This window comes from Thioalkalivibrio sp. ALE28 (assembly GCF_000377425.1).
GTDB lineage: Bacteria > Pseudomonadota > Gammaproteobacteria > Ectothiorhodospirales > Ectothiorhodospiraceae > Thioalkalivibrio.
The window spans coordinates 1-18,768 of record NZ_KB898105.1 but is presented as its reverse complement, the minus strand read 5'-3'; the positions used below and the strand labels follow the sequence as shown (position 1 = coordinate 18,768).

At 65.8% G+C, this 18,768-nt stretch carries 13 protein-coding genes and 4 tRNA genes; 16 read left to right on the top strand and 1 reads right to left on the bottom strand.

What is annotated here, in order from left to right; genetic code table 11:
- Nucleotides 1-26: 26 nt before the first annotated feature.
- From D105_RS0111625 to D105_RS0111575, 11 genes are all read left to right on the top strand, one after another.
- On the top strand, nucleotides 27-1,295 hold the full coding sequence (locus D105_RS0111625; RefSeq protein ID WP_028484713.1) for a YeeE/YedE family protein: 1,269 nt from the start codon (nucleotides 27-29) through the stop codon (nucleotides 1,293-1,295).
- 139 nt (nucleotides 1,296-1,434) lie between these two features.
- Nucleotides 1,435-1,510 (top strand) — tRNA-Lys (locus tag D105_RS0111620).
- A 122-nt stretch (nucleotides 1,511-1,632) separates the two neighbouring features.
- Nucleotides 1,633-1,719 (top strand) — tRNA-Leu (locus D105_RS0111615).
- A gap of 82 nt (nucleotides 1,720-1,801) precedes the next feature.
- Entirely contained in the window at nucleotides 1,802-3,109 is a 1,308-nt protein-coding gene (gene tig / locus D105_RS0111610; protein ID WP_026279296.1) for a trigger factor, read from the top strand.
- Nucleotides 3,106-3,747: an ATP-dependent Clp endopeptidase proteolytic subunit ClpP gene (clpP, locus tag D105_RS0111605; RefSeq protein WP_018867497.1), complete on the top strand. Its 642-nt coding sequence runs from the start codon at nucleotides 3,106-3,108 to the stop codon at nucleotides 3,745-3,747. Before tig ends, clpP begins: the two co-directional genes overlap by 4 nt.
- A gap of 148 nt (nucleotides 3,748-3,895) precedes the next feature.
- Nucleotides 3,896-5,176, top strand: coding sequence for an ATP-dependent Clp protease ATP-binding subunit ClpX (gene clpX / locus D105_RS0111600; protein WP_018867496.1), 1,281 nt, complete (start codon nucleotides 3,896-3,898; stop codon nucleotides 5,174-5,176).
- Nucleotides 5,177-5,258: 82 nt separating this feature from the next.
- Nucleotides 5,259-7,724: an endopeptidase La gene (gene lon / locus D105_RS0111595; protein WP_018867495.1), complete on the top strand. Its 2,466-nt coding sequence runs from the start codon at nucleotides 5,259-5,261 to the stop codon at nucleotides 7,722-7,724.
- A gap of 260 nt (nucleotides 7,725-7,984) precedes the next feature.
- Nucleotides 7,985-8,257 carry an HU family DNA-binding protein gene (locus D105_RS0111590; protein ID WP_017940837.1) on the top strand — a complete coding sequence of 91 codons (273 nt, stop codon included), beginning with the start codon at nucleotides 7,985-7,987 and terminating at the stop codon, nucleotides 8,255-8,257.
- Nucleotides 8,258-8,268: 11 nt separating this feature from the next.
- Nucleotides 8,269-8,344: transfer RNA gene (locus tag D105_RS0111585), tRNA-Val, on the top strand.
- Between the two features lie 36 nt (nucleotides 8,345-8,380).
- A tRNA-Asp gene (locus tag D105_RS0111580) sits at nucleotides 8,381-8,457 on the top strand.
- Between the two features lie 391 nt (nucleotides 8,458-8,848).
- The gene (locus tag D105_RS0111575; protein WP_018878517.1) at nucleotides 8,849-10,738 is read left to right on the top strand and encodes a SurA N-terminal domain-containing protein; all 1,890 of its coding nucleotides are present in this window, start codon (nucleotides 8,849-8,851) and stop codon (nucleotides 10,736-10,738) included.
- 339 nt (nucleotides 10,739-11,077) lie between these two features.
- Here the strand turns inward: D105_RS0111575 and D105_RS0111570 are convergent, their stop codons facing one another.
- Nucleotides 11,078-11,881, bottom strand: coding sequence for an enoyl-ACP reductase (locus D105_RS0111570; protein WP_018867493.1), 804 nt, complete (start codon nucleotides 11,879-11,881; stop codon nucleotides 11,078-11,080).
- A 252-nt stretch (nucleotides 11,882-12,133) separates the two neighbouring features.
- Here D105_RS0111570 and D105_RS0111565 point away from each other — a divergent pair, with 252 nt between their 5' ends.
- From D105_RS0111565 to D105_RS15105, 5 genes are all read left to right on the top strand, one after another.
- The gene (locus tag D105_RS0111565; RefSeq protein ID WP_018878516.1) at nucleotides 12,134-13,993 is read left to right on the top strand and encodes a peptide-binding protein; all 1,860 of its coding nucleotides are present in this window, start codon (nucleotides 12,134-12,136) and stop codon (nucleotides 13,991-13,993) included.
- Between the two features lie 47 nt (nucleotides 13,994-14,040).
- Nucleotides 14,041-15,420, top strand: a complete 1,380-nt coding sequence (locus D105_RS0111560; protein ID WP_018878515.1) for an ABC transporter permease — start codon at nucleotides 14,041-14,043, stop codon at nucleotides 15,418-15,420.
- Entirely contained in the window at nucleotides 15,413-16,681 is a 1,269-nt protein-coding gene (locus D105_RS0111555; protein WP_018867490.1) for an ABC transporter permease, read from the top strand. Before D105_RS0111560 ends, D105_RS0111555 begins: the two co-directional genes overlap by 8 nt.
- A 2-nt stretch (nucleotides 16,682-16,683) precedes the next feature.
- On the top strand, nucleotides 16,684-18,300 hold the full coding sequence (locus D105_RS0111550) for an ABC transporter ATP-binding protein (protein WP_018867489.1): 1,617 nt from the start codon (nucleotides 16,684-16,686) through the stop codon (nucleotides 18,298-18,300).
- Between the two features lie 286 nt (nucleotides 18,301-18,586).
- The coding region (locus tag D105_RS15105) for a transposase (RefSeq protein WP_196799921.1) at nucleotides 18,587-18,768 on the top strand (182 nt) is incomplete at its 3' end.

The following is an 18,768-nucleotide window of genomic DNA, read 5'->3' as shown; positions in this document are numbered from 1 at the left end:
GAAATCTTTCGTCGAGAGGATACGTGATGGAATTCTCCAGTTTTTCAACTGCCGCGATGGCGTTCCTCGGTGGGGCGTTCATCCTCGCCTTCATCATGGGGGCCGTGGCGAACAAGACCAACTTCTGCACCATGGGCGCCGTCTCCGACTGGGTGAACATGGGTGATACCGGGCGTATGCGCTCCTGGCTGCTAGCGATCGCCGTGGCCATGCTGGGCGTGGCCATCCTCGAGTTCTTCGGGGTGCTGAGCGCCGACGGTTCCTTCCCGAACTACCGCATGAGCGAGTTCCAGTGGGTCGAGCATGCCCTGGGCGGCTTCCTGTTCGGGATCGGCATGACCTACGCCTCCGGCTGCGGGAACAAGACCCTGGTGCGCGTCGGTGGCGGCAACATCAAGTCGCTGATGGTGCTGATCGTGATCGCGATCATCGCCTACTACATGGTGCGCCCGCTGCCGGGTACTTCCGATACCCTCTATTCCCTGCTGTTCATGGACTGGACCACCGCGCTGGCCATCTCCACCCCGGCGGGCCAGGACCTGGGTACCCTGGTGGCCGGCGAAGAGAACGGCCTGACCGCCCGCCTGGTGCTGGGCGCGGTGATCGGCGTGCTGCTGCTGGCCCTGATCTTCAAGGCCGCGGACTTCCGCAAGAGCTTTGACAACATCCTGGGCGGTCTGGTGATCGGCCTGATGGTGCTCGGCGCCTGGTGGCTGACCAGCAACATCCAGATCGACGATGGCATGGACACCTATACCCCGCAGGCCTACGTGGCCGATTGGGACTTCGTGGCCGATGCCGACGCGGGTGAGCGCCCGTCCGAGAGTGCCCCGTGGGCCAACCAGTCGTTCACCTTCATCAATCCGATGGGCCAGAGCCTGCGTTACGTGTCGAGCGGGTTTGACAACACCGTGCTGTACTTCGGCGTGATGGCGCTGGCCGGCGTGATCCTCGGCTCCTTCTTCTGGGCCCTGGTTACCCGTGCGTTCCGCTTCGAGTGGTTCGCCTCGGTGCGCGACTTCGTGAACCACTTCATCGGCGCGATCCTGATGGGCTTCGGTGGCGTGCTGGCGATGGGCTGCACCATCGGCCAGGGCATCACCGGGATCTCCACGCTCGCGCTGGGCGGCTTCCTGACCTTCATCATGATCGTCTTCGGGGCCGCGCTGACCATGAAGATCCAGTACTACAAGATGGTCTACGAAGACGAGGCCTCCTTCGGCAAGGCGCTGATCACCTCGCTGGTGGACATGAAGCTGCTGCCGGGTGGCATGCGCAAGCTGGAAGCCATCTGATGGCGTAGCGGCGGGGGCGCCTTGCGTTTTCCCCGCCGCGCCGTAAACTACGCGGCACTGGAGGCCCGGTGATCCCGGGCCTTCGGTTTTGCAGCTCGGCCAGGGCGACCCGCGGGGTCGCCGCCGGCCAAACCGAAAAGGGTCGTTAGCTCAGTTGGTAGAGCAGTTGGCTTTTAACCAATTGGTCGTAGGTTCGAATCCTACACGACCCACCATTTTCTCCGGTCCCCGCGCCGGCACAAGGGCCCGTTCATACGGGCCTTTTGTGTTTGTGGGCGGGGAACACGCTAGAATGCGCGGCTAACGCGCGAACACAACAAGAGTTTTCTGCAAGATCGCGAAAGTGGCGGAACTGGTAGACGCGCTGGGTTTAGGTCCCAGTGGGGTAAAACCCGTGAGAGTTCGAGTCTCTCCTTTCGCACCACAGTCCGCATTTCCCAACGCCATGAAGGTTACCACTGCGATCGGCAGGGATGACCGATATCCGAACTATGACGAGGCCCTCCATGCAAGTTTCTGTTGAAGCCACCGGCAACCTGGAACGCAAGATGACCATCCAGGTCCCCTCCGAGCGGGTCGACACCGAGGTCGACAACCGCCTGAAGTCCCTGGCCAAGCGGGTCAAGCTGGACGGGTTTCGCCCGGGCAAGGTCCCGCTGAAGGTGGTGCGCCAGCGCTATGGCACCGGCGTCTACCAGGAGGTGCTGAGCGAGGTCCTGCAGGAGAGCTACCGCGAGGCGGTGCAGCAGGAGGGCCTGGAACCGGCCGGTAACCCGAGCATCGAGCCGACCAGCCTGGAGGGCGGCGACGCCATCGAGTTCACCGCCAGCTTCCAGGTGTTCCCGGAGGTGCAGGTGGCCGACTTCGCCGACGTCGAGATCGAGCGGCCGAAGGCCGAGGTGGCGGACGAGGACATCGACCGCGTAATTGACTCGCTGCGCGAGCAGAACAAGGAGTGGGCCGAGGTCAAGCGCAAGGCGAAGAAGGGCGACCGTGTCACCCTGGACTTCGTCGGCACCCTGAACGGCGAGGAGTTCGAGGGCGGCAAGGCCGAGGACTTCCAGGTCGAGGTCGGCGCCGGGCGCCTGATCGAGAGCTTCGAGAAGCAGCTCAAGGGCGTGAAGGCCGGCGAGGAGCCGACCATCGACGTCACCTTCCCCGAGGATTACCCGGCGGAGAACCTGAAGGGCCAGACCGCGCAGTTCGCCCTGACCATCAAGCAGGTCGAGGGGCCCAAGCTGCCGGAGGTCGACGAAGAGTTCGCGAAGAAATTCGGCATCGAGGACGGCTCGGTGGAGAAACTTCGCGCTGATGTGCGGTCCAATATGGAGCGGGAACTGCGTCAGGCCCTGAAGGGCCGGGTGAAGCAGCAGGTCCTGGAGGCCGTGGTCGACAAGCACGACTTCGACCTGCCGGACGCCCTGGTGAAGTCGGAGATCAACCGTCTGCGCGAGGAAGCCGAGAAGCGTTTCGGGGGTGCCGAGCAGACCCAGCCGCTGCCGGACAGCCTGTTCGAGGACGAGGCGAAGCGCCGCGTCCGCCTGGGGCTGGCCCTGCGTGCGATCATCGACCAGAAGGGGTTCGAGGTGGACGCCGAGCGCGTCGAGCGCGATCTCGAGGAGATGGCCGCGACCTACGAGGACCCGGAAGAGGTGAAGAACTACTACCGCTCCAATCCCCAGGCCAAGAGCAACCTGGAGTCGCTGGTGCTGGAAGACCAGGTGGTCGACTGGGTGGTCGAGCAGGCCAAGGTCACCGAGAAGGAAACCAGCTTCCAGGACGTCATGAATCCGAACAAGGAGTCGACTGAATGAGCCACGACATGGCCGACCAGGGTGCGCAGCATGCCCAGGGCCTGAACCTGGTCCCGATGGTGGTCGAACAGACCGCCCGCGGCGAGCGCGCCTACGACATCTATTCCCGTCTGCTGAAGGACCGGGTCATCTTCTGTGTGGGTCCGGTCGAGGACTACATGGCCAACGTGATCGTGGCTCAGCTGCTGTTCCTCGAGTCGGAGAACCCGGACAAGGAGATCAGCCTGTACATCAACTCCCCGGGGGGCGCGGTCACCGCTGGCATGGCGATCTACGACACCATGCAGTTCATCAAGCCCGAGGTCAGCACGCTGTGCGTGGGCCAGGCCGCGAGCATGGGCGCTGTTCTGCTGGCGGGCGGGGCCCCCGGCAAGCGCCATACGCTGCCGCACTCGCGGGTGATGATCCACCAGCCGCTGGGCGGCTTTCAGGGTCAGGCGTCGGATATCGATATCCATGCCCGCGAGATCCTGAAGATCCGCGACGAGCTGAACCGCGTACTGGCCCACCACACCGGCCAGCCGATCGAGAAGATCGAGCAGGACACCGATCGCGACCGTTTCATGACCGCGACCGACGCCAAGGAATACGGCCTGGTCGACCACGTCCTGACCCACCGCAACTCCGCGGACGACTGATCCCCTCGTCCGCGCCGATCGCAACCGCGCCCCGGAAACCGGCTCCGGGGCGGGGCCTCAATACCGGACTTCTGCTTGGCCCGTTTGCAACTCACAGGCAAACGGGGCATGTTTTGAAGAACACTGAAATCGCAACCGAGGCAAACGGATGAGCGACGAAACCACCCCCTCCGCCGACGGCAAGCTCCTGTACTGTTCTTTCTGCGGAAAGAGTCAGCACGAGGTGCGCAAGCTGATCGCCGGGCCATCCGTATTCATCTGCGACGAGTGCGTCGAGCTGTGCAATGACATCATCCGCGAGGAGATGCAGGAGGCCGGCCACACCGAGCGGGATTCCCTCCCGACCCCGCACGAGATCCGCGCGATCCTGGACGATTACGTGATCGGCCAGAACTCCGCGAAGAAGATCCTCTCGGTCGCGGTGTACAACCACTACAAGCGTCTGCAGGCCAAGGCCGGCAAGGACGATGTCGAGCTGTCCAAGTCGAACATCATGCTGATCGGCCCGACCGGCTCCGGCAAGACGCTGCTGGCCGAGACGCTGGCGCGAGTACTGAACGTCCCGTTCACCATCGCCGACGCGACCACGCTGACCGAGGCCGGTTACGTGGGCGAGGATGTCGAGAACATCATCCAGAAGCTGCTGCAGAAGTGCGACTACGATGTGGAGAAGGCCGAGAACGGCATCGTCTACATCGACGAGATCGACAAGGTCTCGCGCAAGTCGGACAACCCCTCCATCACCCGTGACGTCTCGGGCGAGGGTGTGCAGCAGGCGTTGCTGAAGCTGATCGAGGGCACCACCGCCTCGGTCCCCCCGCAGGGCGGACGCAAGCATCCGCAGCAGGAGTTCCTGCAGGTCGATACCAGCAACATCCTGTTCATCTGCGGCGGGGCCTTCTCCGGGCTGGAGAAGGTCATCCAGCAGCGCGCCGAGAAGGGCGGCATCGGCTTTGGCGCCGAGCTGCGTACCACCGAGGCGGCCAAGTCCGGTGGCCAGTGGCTCAAGCAGCTGGAGGCCGACGACTTGGTGCGCTATGGGCTGATCCCCGAGTTCGTGGGTCGCCTGCCGGTGCAGGCGACCCTGGACGAGCTGGACGAGGACGCGCTGATCACCATCCTGACCCAGCCGAAGAACGCCCTGGTCAAGCAGTATGCCCGCCTGTTCGAGATGGAAGGGGTGGAACTGGAGTTCCGCGACGACGCCCTGTCCGCGATCGCCCACAAGGCGATGGAGCGCAAGACCGGGGCGCGCGGCCTGCGCACCATCATGGAGAACATCCTGCTCGACACCATGTACGAGCTGCCGTCCATGGAAGGCGTCAGCAAGGTGGTGATCGACGAGGCGGTGATCCGCGGCGATGCCGAGCCGTATCTGGTGTACGAGAACGACTCGTTCGCCAAGAAGCAGGCGGCCGCGGATTCCTGAGCGGAAGTGTTGCGGCGCCCTTGAAATGGGCGCCGCCGCCCCCACTTCCTTCTGTACATTCGTCCAGCCCTGAGGGGGCAACATGACCGATACCCACTCCTCCCAGAACGAGGTGGACTCCCCCGTCAAGCGCGTCGCGGTGCTGCCGCTTCGCGATGTCGTGGTCTATCCGCACATGGTCATCCCGCTGTTCGTGGGTCGCGAGAAGTCGATCCGCGCGCTGGATTCGGCCATGGCCGAGAACAAGCAGGTCCTGCTGGTCGCCCAGAAGAGCGCCGAGGTCGACGAACCCGAAGCCGGCGATCTGCACGATATCGGTACCCTGGGCAACATCCTGCAACTGCTGCGCCTGCCCGACGGCACCATCAAGGTGCTGGTGGAGGGGGCCCAGCGCGCCCGCGTGATGGATGTTTCCACCACCGGTGATGCCGAGAAGGAGGAGGACTACTTCGTCTCCGACATCCGGCTGATCGACGAGGAATACGACACCGAGGACAAGGAACTCGAGGTCCTCGGCCGCTCCGCGCTGAACCAGTTCGAGCAGTACATCAAGCTGAACAAGAAGGTCCCGCCGGAGATCCTGACTTCGCTGGCCGGGATCGACGACACCTCGCGCCTGGCCGATACCATCGCCGCGCACATGTCCCTGAAGCTCGAGGAGAAGCAGCAGGTCCTCGAGATCGCCAATGTGCGCGAACGCCTGGAGCACCTGGTCGCCAAGATCGAGGGCGAGATGGACGTGCTGCAGATCGAGAAGAAGATCCGCGGCCGCGTGAAGCAGCAGATGGAGAAGTCCCAGCGCGAGTACTACCTGAATGAGCAGATGAAGGCCATTCAGAAGGAGCTGGGCGACCTCGAGGACGCGCCGAACGAACAGGAAGACCTGGCCGAGAAGATCGAGAAGGCCGGGATGCCGGAGGAGGCCAAGAAGAAGGCCACCGCCGAGCTGAACAAGCTGAAGATGATGTCGCCGATGTCGGCCGAGGCCACCGTCGTGCGCAGCTACATCGACTGGCTGGTCAATGTCCCGTGGAAGAAGAAGACCCGGGTCAGCAAGGATCTGGCGCGTGCCGAGAAGATCCTCAACGAGGACCACTACGGCCTAGAAGAGGTCAAGGAACGCATCCTCGAGTACCTCGCCGTGCAGTCGCGAGTGCGCAAGCTGAAGGGCCCGATCCTGTGCCTGGTGGGCCCGCCCGGCGTCGGCAAGACCTCGCTGGGTCAGTCCATCGCTCGTGCGACCAACCGCAAGTTCATGCGCATGGCGCTGGGCGGGGTGCGTGACGAGGCCGAGATCCGCGGCCACCGTCGCACCTACATCGGCTCGCTGCCGGGCAAGATCATCCAGAACCTGGCCAAGGTCGGGGTGCGCAACCCGCTGTTCCTGCTCGACGAGATCGACAAGATGGCGATGGATTTCCGGGGCGACCCCGCCTCGGCCATGCTCGAGGTGCTGGATCCGGAGCAGAACCACACGTTCAGCGACCACTATCTGGAGGTCGATTTCGACCTGTCCGACGTGATGTTCGTGGCCACGGCCAACAGCATGCACATCCCCGGGCCGCTGCTGGATCGCATGGAGGTCATCCGGCTGTCCGGCTACACCGAGGACGAGAAGGTCAACATCGCCCACAACTACCTGCTCGACAAGCAGATCAAGGCCAATGGCCTGAAGCCGGCCGAGATCCAGATCTCCGATGCGGCGGTGCGCGACATCGTGCGCTATTACACCCGGGAGGCCGGTGTGCGCTCGCTGGAGCGCGAGATCGCCAAGGTCTGCCGCAAGGTGGCCAAGCAGCGCCTGCTGGCCAGCGAGAAGGAGCGTGCGCGGACCACGTCGGTGACCCCGAAGACGCTGGAGAAGTACCTGGGCGTGCGCCGTTTCCGCTTCGGCCTGGCCGAGGAGAACGATCAGATCGGTCAGGTGACCGGTCTGGCCTGGACCGAGGTCGGGGGCGAGCTGCTGACTATCGAGGCCAGCGTGGTCCCGGGCAAGGGCAAGACCCAGCAGACCGGGAAGCTCGGCGACGTGATGCAGGAATCCATCCACGCGGCGCTGACCGTGGTGCGCTCGCGTGCCGAGGCCCTGGGGCTGGAGGAAAACTTCCACGAGAAGAAGGACCTGCATATCCACGTGCCGGAGGGTGCGACGCCCAAGGACGGACCATCTGCCGGTATCGGCATGTGCACCGCGATCGTCTCGGCACTGACCGGGATCCCGGTGCGAGCGGATGTGGCGATGACCGGGGAGATCACCCTGCGCGGCCAGGTCCTCCCGATCGGCGGGTTGAAGGAGAAGCTGCTGGCCGCCCATCGCGGCGGGATCCGCACGGTCCTGATCCCCGAAGAAAACGAGAAGGATCTGGTCGACATCCCGAAGAACATCAAGCAGAAGCTCGATATTCGCCCGGTGCGCTGGATCGACGAGGTCCTGGAGGTGGCGCTGACGCATATGCCGGAGGGCAAGGCGGGCGAAACCCCGGAGAAGGTCGAAGAAGTCGTCAAACCGGCCAAGGAATCCGGCCGTCGCCGGGTTCGGCACCACTAAGCGTCTGTAAACGGACGGAAACCGCGGGGACCCGCAGACCGGGGCTCCGCGGTTTTTTGTGGACTGGATCACACCCGTGCGGGGGCGGTCAGGAGATCGCGTTTGACTCGTTTTCCGGGGGCTTGCTATAACCCCATCCGCATCACCTGATTTCTCGCCGAGGGCAGTTGCGGGGCCATGGAGAAAAGGCCTCCGGCTGGTGTAAGCTAGGCCCAGTCCGGCAGAAAGCCTGAGTCACCACTGAGATAAGGAAGCGCTTCATGAATAAATCCGAACTGATCGACGCGATCGCGGCGGAAGCCGATGTCCCCAAGGCCCAGGCCGGCCGGATCGTGGATGCCATGGTAAGTGTTGTTGGCGACACCCTCGCCAAGGGTGACCAGGTCTCCCTTGTCGGCTTCGGTACCTTCCTGGTGCGCGAGCGTGAGGCCCGCACCGGTCGTAACCCGCGTACCGGTCAGACCATCCAGATCGCCGCTTCGAAAACGCCTTCGTTCAAGGCTGGTAAAGCGCTCAAGGATCGAGTAAACTAGCGCGCTTTATCGGGTGCTTAGCTCAGTTGGTAGAGCGTCGCCCTTACAAGGCGAATGTCGGCGGTTCGAACCCGTCAGCACCCACCAAGTGCAACCCTGACCCTGGTTGCACTGCAAGAATACGGAGCGGTAGTTCAGCTGGTTAGAATACCGGCCTGTCACGCCGGGGGTCGCGGGTTCGAGTCCCGTCCGCTCCGCCATCTCCGAGAAAGGCGCCCTTGTGGCGCCTTTTTCTTTTTTGGCTATTGCGATCCAGGAGAAAAGAAGGTCAAGGGCGTTTGCACCACAGAGGACACGAAGGACACGGAGAAGGGCAAGGAATTCGGGGCCGCGGCAACACGCGCCGTCCCCCCCCCTGACACAACTTCATCCTTCCAATCCTACGATGCTCTGTCCTTCCCGCGGATCGCTATCGACTTTCTCCGTGCCCTCCGTGTCCTCTGTGGTGCAAACGCCCTTGACCTTGCCCTTCTTCGTGCCTTCGTGCGCTTCGTGGTGGATAACCTAGGCGCAGACGTGCGCGGGCGCGCCTGCTACCATCGGCGGTTGATTCCCGATTTCCTCTCCACGGCGGAGTGAGCAGAGACCATCATGTTGCAAGCGATTCGTGACCGGGCGAGCGGCTGGCTCGCCTATGTGATCATCGGCCTGATCACCATTCCCTTTGCCCTGTGGGGCCTGGGCGAGTACTTCGGCGGGGCCGGCCCGCTGGTGGCGGCCGAGGTGAACGGCACGGATATCGCGGTGCGCGATGTGCATCAGGAGGCGCGCGCCCAGCGCGACGAGATGGCGCGCATGTTCGGCGGCGAGATCCCCGATGATGTGCTCGACGAGCAGGGCATCCGCCTGCAGGCCCTGGAGACGCTGATCCGTCAGGAACTGTTGCGCCAGGCGGCGGATTCCGCCGGGTTCAAGGCCGCCGGTGACAGCGTGCTGCGCGAGATCCGCGGCATGCCGGTCTTTCAGGAAGAGGGGCGCTTCAGCCGCGAACGCTACAGCCAGCTGCTGAACGCCCAGCGCATCAGTCCTGCGGACTTCGAACAGGACATCGCGCGCAGCATTGTGCTGTCGCAGATCCAGCGGGGGATCCAGGCGACCGGCGTGGTACCGGAAAGCCTGGTGGAAGACTACAGTCGTCTGCGCAACCAGACCCGCGTGGCCAGCTGGCGGGTCTTCTCCGCGGACGAGTTCGACCGTCCGGACGTGGTGGACGAGGACGCCATTCAGGCTTACTACGAAGCCAATCCCGATGAGTTCACCACCACCGAGCGCGTACGGGTGAGTTATCTCCGGCTGGATCCGGAGGGCCTGGAGGCCGGGGTCGAGGTCACCGAGGACCAGGTGCGCGAGCACTACCGGGTGAACCGCAGCCGCTACGAGCAGCCGGAGCTGCGCGAGGTGCGCCAGATCCGTATTCAGGACACGGGCGAGGAGGGCGAGGCCCGCATCCGGGAGCTGCGCGAGCGGCTGGAGGCCGGCGAGGACTTTGCCGAGCTGGCCGAGGAATACTCGGAGGACAGCCTGACCGCCGACCGTGGCGGGGAGCTGGGCGAGATCGCCCGGGGGGATCTGGGCTCCACGCTGGAGACCGTGATCTTTACCCTGCCGAAGGACCTGATCAGCCAGCCGGTGCGCACCGAGCGAGGCTGGTTCATCCTCGAGGTGACCGCGATCCAGGAGGCCCAGCCGCAGCCGTTCGAAGAGATCCGCGACGAGGTCGAGCAGGATCTGCGCGATCGCACGGCGGAGCAGATGCAGATCGACGCCCTGGACGACATGATGGCGCTGGGGATCGAGTTCCCCGACAGCCTGGAGCCGGCGGCCGATGCGACCGGGCTGGAGATCCAGACCAGCGACTGGTTCTCGCGGGGCTCCGGGGACGGCATTGCGCGGCACCGCTCCATTCGCAATGCGGCGTTTGATCCGCGGGTGCTGGAAGACGGCCACAACAGCGAGGCAATCGACCTGCAGGACGGCTCCACGGTGATCCTGCGGGTCGACGAACACCAGCCGTCCGAGGTGCGCCCGCTGGCGGAGGTGGAAGACACGATTCGCGAGCGCCTGCAGCGTCAGGCGGCGGCCGATGCTGCCCGTGAAGCCGGCGAGGCCCTGATCGAGCGCCTGACCGCGGCGGAGGACTGGGCCTCAGAGGCGGACGAGAACGGGGCCTGGAGTCGCTCGGTCGAGGTCACCCGCGAGCGCGCCGCGGAACTGCCCACCGGCTTGCAGGACCACCTGTTCCGCCTGCCGGCCCCGGGCGAGGGCGCGGTGGAGATCGCCGGTGCCCGGATCGGCGACGGCGACTTTGCCGTGACCGTGCTGGAAGAGGTGCGTATGGGCGAGGACGCCGCCGATGCCGCTGCACGCCAGCAGGAGCGTGACCAGATCGGTAATGCCTATGGCAGCGCCGAATTCCGGGCCTACCTCGCCTGGCTGGAAGAGCAGGCCGACATCAAGCGCTTCCCCGACGCGCTCGACTAGCCTGAGTCGTTGTTTGGAAAGGCCAAGGGACGTAACACCACGGAGGACACGGAGCCCACGAAGAACGTCGATTGTGACTGACTGGACGGGGCGCGGGGAGCGATGCGTTTGTCCTGTCTCTCGGAATACCTTCGCGCTAAGCAGTCCCTGCGAATTCTCCGTGTCCTCTGTGCACTCTGTGGTTCAACGCCCTTGCCTTATGGCCGCTAATGCCGAGCGGGTTTGATTGGCCGAGACCGGTTGCAGCCCGAAAACAAGAAAGCCCGGCTCCGCTCATGCGGGCCGGGCTTTTCCATGTCTGCCACGGGAAGAGGCGGCATCGGGGCCGAAGCCCGCGAGCTACTTGTTGTCGAGGCCGATCTCGGCCGCGCCCAGGCCCACCGTGTTGTAGCCGGAGTCGACATACATGATCTCGCCGGTGATGCCGGAGGCGAGATCGGAGCAGAGGAAGGCGCCGGCGTTTCCGACCTGTTCGGTGGTCACGTTGCGCCGCAGCGGGGCATTGGCCTCGACGTGGTCGAGGATGCGCTTGAACTCGCCGATCCCGGAGGCCGCGAGGGTGCGGATCGGGCCGGCGGAGATCGCGTTCACCCGGGTGCTCTCCGGCCCCAGCGTATAGGCCAGGTAACGGACGTTCGCCTCCAGGCTCGCCTTGGCCAGACCCATCACGTTGTAGTTGGGCATCGAGCGTTCGGCGCCCAGATAGCTGAGGGTAAGGATGGAGGCGTCTCGATCCTTCATCATCGCGCGGCCGGCCTTGGCAAAGGCCGCGAGGCTGTAGGAGCTGACGTCGTGCGCGATGCGGAAGCCGTCGCGGGTCATGTTGTCGAGGAAGTCGCCTTCCAGTTGCTCCTTGGGTGCGAAGGCCACCGAGTGCACCAGGATGTCGACGCCGTCCCAGTAATTGTCCAGGTGCTCGAAGACCTGTTCGATCTCGCGGTCATCCTCGACGTTGCAGGGCACCAGGATGTCGGAGTCGAAGTCCGCGACCAGTTTCTCGACGCGATCGCGCAGGCGTTCGTTCTGGTAGGTGAAGGCGAGCTCGGCGCCCTCGCGATGCATGGCCGCGGCAATGCCGTAGGCGATGGAACGGTTGCTGGCAACGCCGACGATCAGTGCGCGCTTGCCCTTCAGAAAACCCATGTGACACTCCTTGGTTCGGATCCGTGCGGACGTACCCGGGCGGGCCGTCTCGACGGCGCCCGCCCGGCTGCGGAACCGGGGACGGGCGCGACTGTCTCCGGGATCATACCGATGTGGTGCTAGTGCGGCCAGCACCCGATGAGCCGAAGCAGGTGGCTTGCTATAGTGCCAGCACCCGCGGTCCCCGCGACCGCTCGCCCGTCATGCCGAAAACAGTGTGGCGGGCGGCCAGCGCAACAACCCGGAGGTCTTGTGAGTCGTCATTTCGGTTGGATCGTGACCCTGATCGTGCTGGGCATCCTGTTGCTGCTGGTGATGGTCCAGATCGACCGCCAGTGGCAGCGCATGGCCTCCATGCAGAACACCATGAGCGAGCAGGCTCGGGACCTGCGGGCGCTGCGGCGCAGCCTGCAGGGGCTGGAGTCGGACCTGGCCTCGGGACGTTTCGCCGGCATGGAGGCCGAGCAGGCCCCGCGGGCGGACGCGGTCCCGTCGGCCTTCCGCCGCGCGGCACGGGCCGCGGAGCAGGAGGACTACGCCGAGGGTGACTGGCTGGTGCAGGCCTTTGGCACCGGGCTCGCGACCATTACGCCGTATGTGTCCTCGGATGCCTATGCCTCCGAGGTGCAGAACTATGTGCTGGAGTCGCTGGTGGTTCGCGATCCGGACACCCTGGAATGGCAGGGTCTGCTGGCCGAGTCCTGGGAATTCGACGACAGCGGGACGGAGCTGACCTTCCGCCTGCGTTCGGGGCCCCAGTTTTCCGATGGCGAGCCACTGACCGCGGAGGACGTCGAGTTCACCTTCGATTTCCTGATGACCGACGCCATCGCCGTGCCGCGGGCGCGTGCTTTCCTGGAGAAGGTCGAGGCCGTGGAGGCCGTGGACGAACGCACGGTACGGTTCGTGTTCGAGGAACCTTACTTCGATGCGATGCGGGTGGCCGGTGGGCTCGATGTGCTGCCGAAGCATTTCTACGAGCGCTACCTGGAGGACCCCGAGACCTTCAACGAGTCGCGCGGCATCCTGCTCGGTTCCGGCCCCTACCGGCTGGAGGACCCGACCGGCTGGACGCCGGACGCCGGGCGCATCGAGCTGGAGCGCAACCCGCGCTACTGGGGCCCGATCGAGCCGCCATTGGATCGCCTGGTCTGGCGCGTAATCCAGAACGACAGCGCGCGCCTGACCACCTTCCGCAACCGGGATATCGATGTCTACGGCGCGCGGCCGCGTGAATACGCCCGGCTACGTGACGACGAGGCGCTGCGCGAACGCGCGGACACCCACGAGTACATGAGTCCGACGGCGGGCTATTCCTATATCGCCTGGAATCAGCAGCGCAACGGCGAGCCAACGCGCTTCGCCGATCCGCGGGTGCGCAAGGCGATGAGCTACCTGACCGACGTCGACCGGCTGATCGAGGAGGTCATGCTGGGGTATGCCGAGCGGGCGATCTCGCCGTTCTCGCCACGCAGCGATCAGCACAATCCGGATCTCGAACCCATCCCCTTTGATGTCGAGCGGGCCCTGGAGCTGCTCGCCGAGGCCGGCTACCGCGAGCGTAACCGGGATGGCGTGCTGGTGAACGAGGACGGCGAGCCGTTCTCCTTCGAGCTGGCGTATTTCCAGGACAATGAGGACACCCGCCGCATCGCTCTGTTCCTGCGCGATCTCTATGCGCGTGCCGGAGTGGAGATGCGGCCCCAGCCGACCGAGTGGTCGGTGATGCTGGAAAAGCTCTCTCGCCAGGACTTCGACGCCATCACGTTGGGCTGGACCAGTGGCGTCGAGGTGGATATCTACCAGATGTTCCACTCCAGCCAGACCGTTTCCGGCGGCGATAACTTTATCCACTACCAGAACCCCGAGCTGGACGCGATCATCGAGGCGGCCCGCGGCGAGGTGGACGAGCCGGCGCGCATGGAGCTGTGGCGCGAGGCCGAGCGCATCCTGCACGAGGACCAGCCCTACACCTTCCTGATGCGGCGCCAGACGCTGGCCTTCATCGACCGGCGCATCCAGAACCTGGAACAGACCGCGCTGGGGCTGAACCTCGGGGCGGTGCCGCTGGAGATCTACGTGCCCTTCGAACTCCAGCGCTACGGACAGTAGTCGCCCATGGGCCACGTAGTGGAACCGATCGGCAGGCGGCGCGCGGGATGCTGACCTATATCCTGCGCCGCATGATCCTGATGGTGCCGACCCTGTTCGGCATCACCGTGGTCGTGTTCGCGGTGATGGCGGCGGCGCCCGGGGGCATCAGCGCCCTGACCCTGGTGGAGGGGCAGGGCCTGGAGCCGCAGGCGCAGAAGGCGATGGAGGAGTACTACAACCGCCTCTACGGCCTGGATCAACCGGCGCCGGTGCAGTTCGGGCGCTGGCTCAACAACATCTCGCCGATCGGTTTCGCCCAGGACGCGGACGGTTCACTGACCGGATGGCCGCACTTCAAGGCGCCCAACCTGGGGACCAGTTTTCGCTACGGCCGCCCGGTGGTCGACCTGATCGCGGAGCGGTTGCCGATTACGCTGCTGCTGAACGTGCTGTCGATCCCGCTGATCTACATCGTCGCGGTGGCCGTGGGGGTGCGCGCGGCCACCCAGCACGGCCAGGCCTTCGACTCGCAATCCGGCGTGGTGTTGCTGGCGCTGTGGTCGGTGCCGACCATGCTGGCGGGCGTGCTGCTGATCGGCTTCTTCGCCTCCGACCAGTTCTGGCAGTGGTTTCCCACCGGGGGCATCAGCCAGCGCGCGGCACTGGATATGACCTTCCTGCCGACGGTGGAGGTGGTGTGGGCCCTGCCGCTGCTGCTGATCCTGCCGTTTCTGGGCGCGGCCCTGGGGATCTACCTGGCGCGAACCCTGCCGGCGCGGATCCGTGGTGGGGTCGGGGCCGTACTCGGGGCCCTGTGTGGCTGGCTGATGTTCCGCGACCTGGCCGTTGCCGGGATGGTCAGTACCGGGGTCGCCATGGGGGTCGGCGCCGCGGTCGGCTGGCTGATGGCGCACAGCGACTGGGGGGTGCTGCGCGGCTTCTATCTGGGGACGCTGGGGCTGGGCGCGGGGCTTGCGCTGGCCCTCGGACTGGCGCCGGGCAGCATGGTGCCCGGCTTCCTGCTGGATCGGGCCTGGCACCTGGTGCTGCCGGTGCTGTGTCTGTCCTACGGCGGGCTGGCGTTCCTGGCCAAGCTGTCGCGCTCGGCGGTGCTGGAGAACCTGACCTCGGACTATGCGCGCACCGCGCGGGCCAAGGGGGTCGCCGAGCACGACGTGCTGTGGCGCCACGTGTTCCGCAACTCCCTGCTGCCGCTGATCACCGTGTCCGCCACCCTGCTGCCCTCGCTGCTGGCCGGGTCGGTGATCGTGGAGGCCATCTTCTCCATTGACGGCATGGGCAAGCTGGCGGTGGAGGCCGTGCAGACGCGCGACCGCGAACTGGTGCTGTCGATCACCCTGATCTCCGGGGTGCTGACCCTGGTCGGCTACCTGCTGGCGGACCTCGCCTACGCCATCGTCGATCCGCGGGTGAACTATGACTGAGCCGAGCCGCCATCCGGAAACCGGGGGTCGCCGCAGCCGCTCCTGGGCGCGGCGCGTGGTGGGCGAGGTCCTGCTGCGCTGGGGCGCGCGCCTCGGGATTGGCTGGATCGCGCTGTTGACTCTGGTGGCGATCCTCGCGCCGGTGCTGGCGACCTCCCATCCGCTGCTGGTGCAGACCACCGACGGCGAGTGGGCGATGCCCTTCCTGCGCTATCTGACGGCAGCCGACGTGACGCTGTTCGGTCTGCTGGTGCTGGCGCTGGTCTTCTGGCGCCTGCCCGGGCGGCCCTGGCGACGCTTCGGGCTGTGGGCCGCGCTGGGCGCGGTGCTGGCCGCGGTGGCCTGGCAGACGGTCTCGCCGCCGTCGCTGGTGATCCACGATCAGTACCGCGAGGCCGAGCGCATGGGCGAATACCAGACTGTGATTCGCGCCCCGATCCCGTATTCGCCGCGCGACTACCTGCGCGACTATGCCGATACCGGCCTGGAGGCCCCGCGCGAGGCGCCGGATCGGGTGCACTGGTTCGGCACTGACGACACCGGTGCGGATGTCCTCTCGCGCATGATCCACGCCTCGCGCATCGCGCTGTCCATCGGCTTCATCGCCACCGGGATCGCGCTGGGGATCGGGGTGATCCTGGGCGGGCTGATGGGCTACTTCTCGGGGATCGTGGACATCATCGGCATGCGCCTGGTGGAGATCTTCGAGGCGATCCCGACGCTGTTCCTGCTGCTGACCTTCGTCGCCTTCTTCGGTCGCTCGCTGTACCTGATGATGCTGATCATCGGCCTGACCTCCTGGTCCGGCTACGCGCGCTATGTGCGCGCGGAGTTCCTGCGCCTGCGCCAGCAGGACTTCGTGCAGGGGGCGATCGCGTCGGGGCTGTCGCTGCCGTCGATCCTGTTCCGGCACATGCTGCCGAACGGGATCGCGCCGATCCTGGTGGCGGCCAGTTTCGGGGTCGCCTCGGCCATCCTCGCCGAGGCGACGCTATCGTTCCTCGGCCTGGGTCTGGTGGATGATCCCTCCTGGGGGCAGATGCTGAACCAGGCGGTACAGAGTTCCACCTTCAACTGGTGGATGGCGGCCTTCCCCGGCGGGGCGATCTTCCTGACGGTGTTCGCCTACAACCTGATCGGCGAGGCCCTGCGCGACGCCGTGGACCCGCACGCGCGCTCGGCCGCGCGCAGTGCCAATCGCGATGCCGGCGCGCGTCCGGCGGCCGGTGCCACCAGCGCGACCAGCGGCGGGGTGCGCTGAACATGCTGGAGGTGCGCAACCTGCAGATCCGTCACCGTGACAGCGAGGCACCGCTGGTTGCGGAGGCGAGCTTCGCCATCCGCGGTGGCGAACTGTTCGCGCTGGTCGGGGAGTCGGGTTCCGGCAAGTCGATCACCGCGCTGGCCATCATGCGCCTGCTGGACGAGGGCTTCGAGCGCCCCACGGGCGAGGTCTGGCTGGCCGGGCGCGAGGGACGCCAGGAACTGCTGGGGCTGCCAGCCCCGGCGATGCAGCAGGTACGCGGCGACCGAGTGGGGATGATCTTCCAGGAGCCGATGACTTCGCTGAATCCGGTGCTGACCGTGGGCGATCAGATCGAGGAGGTGCTGCGTCTGCACCGCCCCCAGATGAGCCCGGAGCAGCGCGCCGCGCGCACGCTGGAGGTGCTGCGCGAGGTGCAGCTGCCGAACCCCGAACAGCGCCGCGACGAGTATCCGCACAAGCTCTCCGGCGGGCAGCGCCAGCGGGTAATGATCGCGATGGCGCTGGTGGCGGAGCCGGACCTGCTGATCGCGGACGAGCCGACTACCGCGCTGGACGTGACCATCCAGGCCGAGATCCTGAAGCTGATCGACCGCCTGCGCGAGAAGAACGGCATGGCGGTGCTGCTGATCACCCACGACTTCGGGGTGGTGGCCTCGGTGGCCGACCGGGTGGCGGTGATGCGCGAGGGGCGGCTGGTGGAGCAGGGCGAGTGCCTGCCGTTGTTGCGCGACCCGCAGGATGCTTATACGCGCAAGCTGATCCAGGCCCTGCCGGAGAATCTGCCCCCGCTGCCGCCGGTGCCGGGCGCCGGACGCAATGCGCTGCTGCAGGTCTCCGGGCTGCAGGTGCACTTCCCGGTGCTCAAGGGGCTGATGCGCCGCCAGGTCGACGTGGTGCGCGCGGTGGACGATGTCAGTTTCGAGCTGGAGAACGGCGAGGTGCTGGCGGTGGTCGGCGAATCCGGCTGTGGCAAGACCACCCTGGGCCGGGCCATCCTGCGCCTGGTGGAACCGACCGGTGGCGAGGTCCGCTACCGCGGCGAGTCGCTGACCCGCATGCCGCGCAAGCCCCTGCGCCGACTGCGGCGCCACCTGCAGGTGGTGTTCCAGGACCCGGCCTCGTCCCTGAATCCGCGCCTGAACGTGCTGACGCTGCTGACCGAGCCGATGGCGGTGCACGGCATCGGGGCGGACGTGGACGAACGCATCGCCCTGGCCGGGCAGGTCCTGCAGCAGGTGGCGCTGCCGGAAGATACCCTGTGGCGCTATCCGCACGAGTTCTCCGGCGGTCAGCGCCAGCGCATCGCGATCGCGCGGGCCCTGGTGCTGGATCCGGACGTGATCATCTGCGACGAGGTCACCAGTGCGCTGGACGTGTCGGTGCAGGCCGAGGTGTTGCAGATCCTTGCCCGGCTGCGGGCCGAGCGGCGTCTGGCGATGATCTTCATCACCCACGACATGGGCGTGGTCGAGTACTTCTCCGATCGCATGCTGGTGATGCACGACGGACGCATGGAAGAGATCGGCGCCACCGAGGAGGTGCTGGCCAGCCCGAAGGCCGAGTACACCCGCCACCTGCTGGACGCCGTGCCCCGCGTCTCGCGCTACCTCTGAACCGGGCGAGCCGGCGGCAATGTGCCTTGGTGCGGTCGTTTTGATTCACCACGAAGGCACGAAGAAGGTCAAGGGCATTTTTGCACCACAGAGGAGACCGAGTGCACGGAGAAGACCAAGGGCGGTTTGTAGTGGGCTGGCAATCGGTCTTGTCCTGGGTGATATCCAGGCTCTCCGCTTCTCGAGAGTAGTGTGCTGAGTTATGTGCAGAAGCTGGCAGGAGGTGAGCGGCCATGGTATTCGGGTTGGTTAGCGACCACCGGAACCCCTCAAGGAGGGCGAGACCATGACCACTCACAAGAGCCAGGCTACTGCGGATCGCACGTCACTGCGAGCGTTATTGGGGACAGACGAGGAACTGATGCGCACGCTGGTGCGCGAGGCGGTCCAGCAGGTTCTGGAAGCCGAGATGAGCGACCAGCTCCAGGCGGCACCGGGCGAGCGCACCGAGGGCCGCCTGGGCTACCG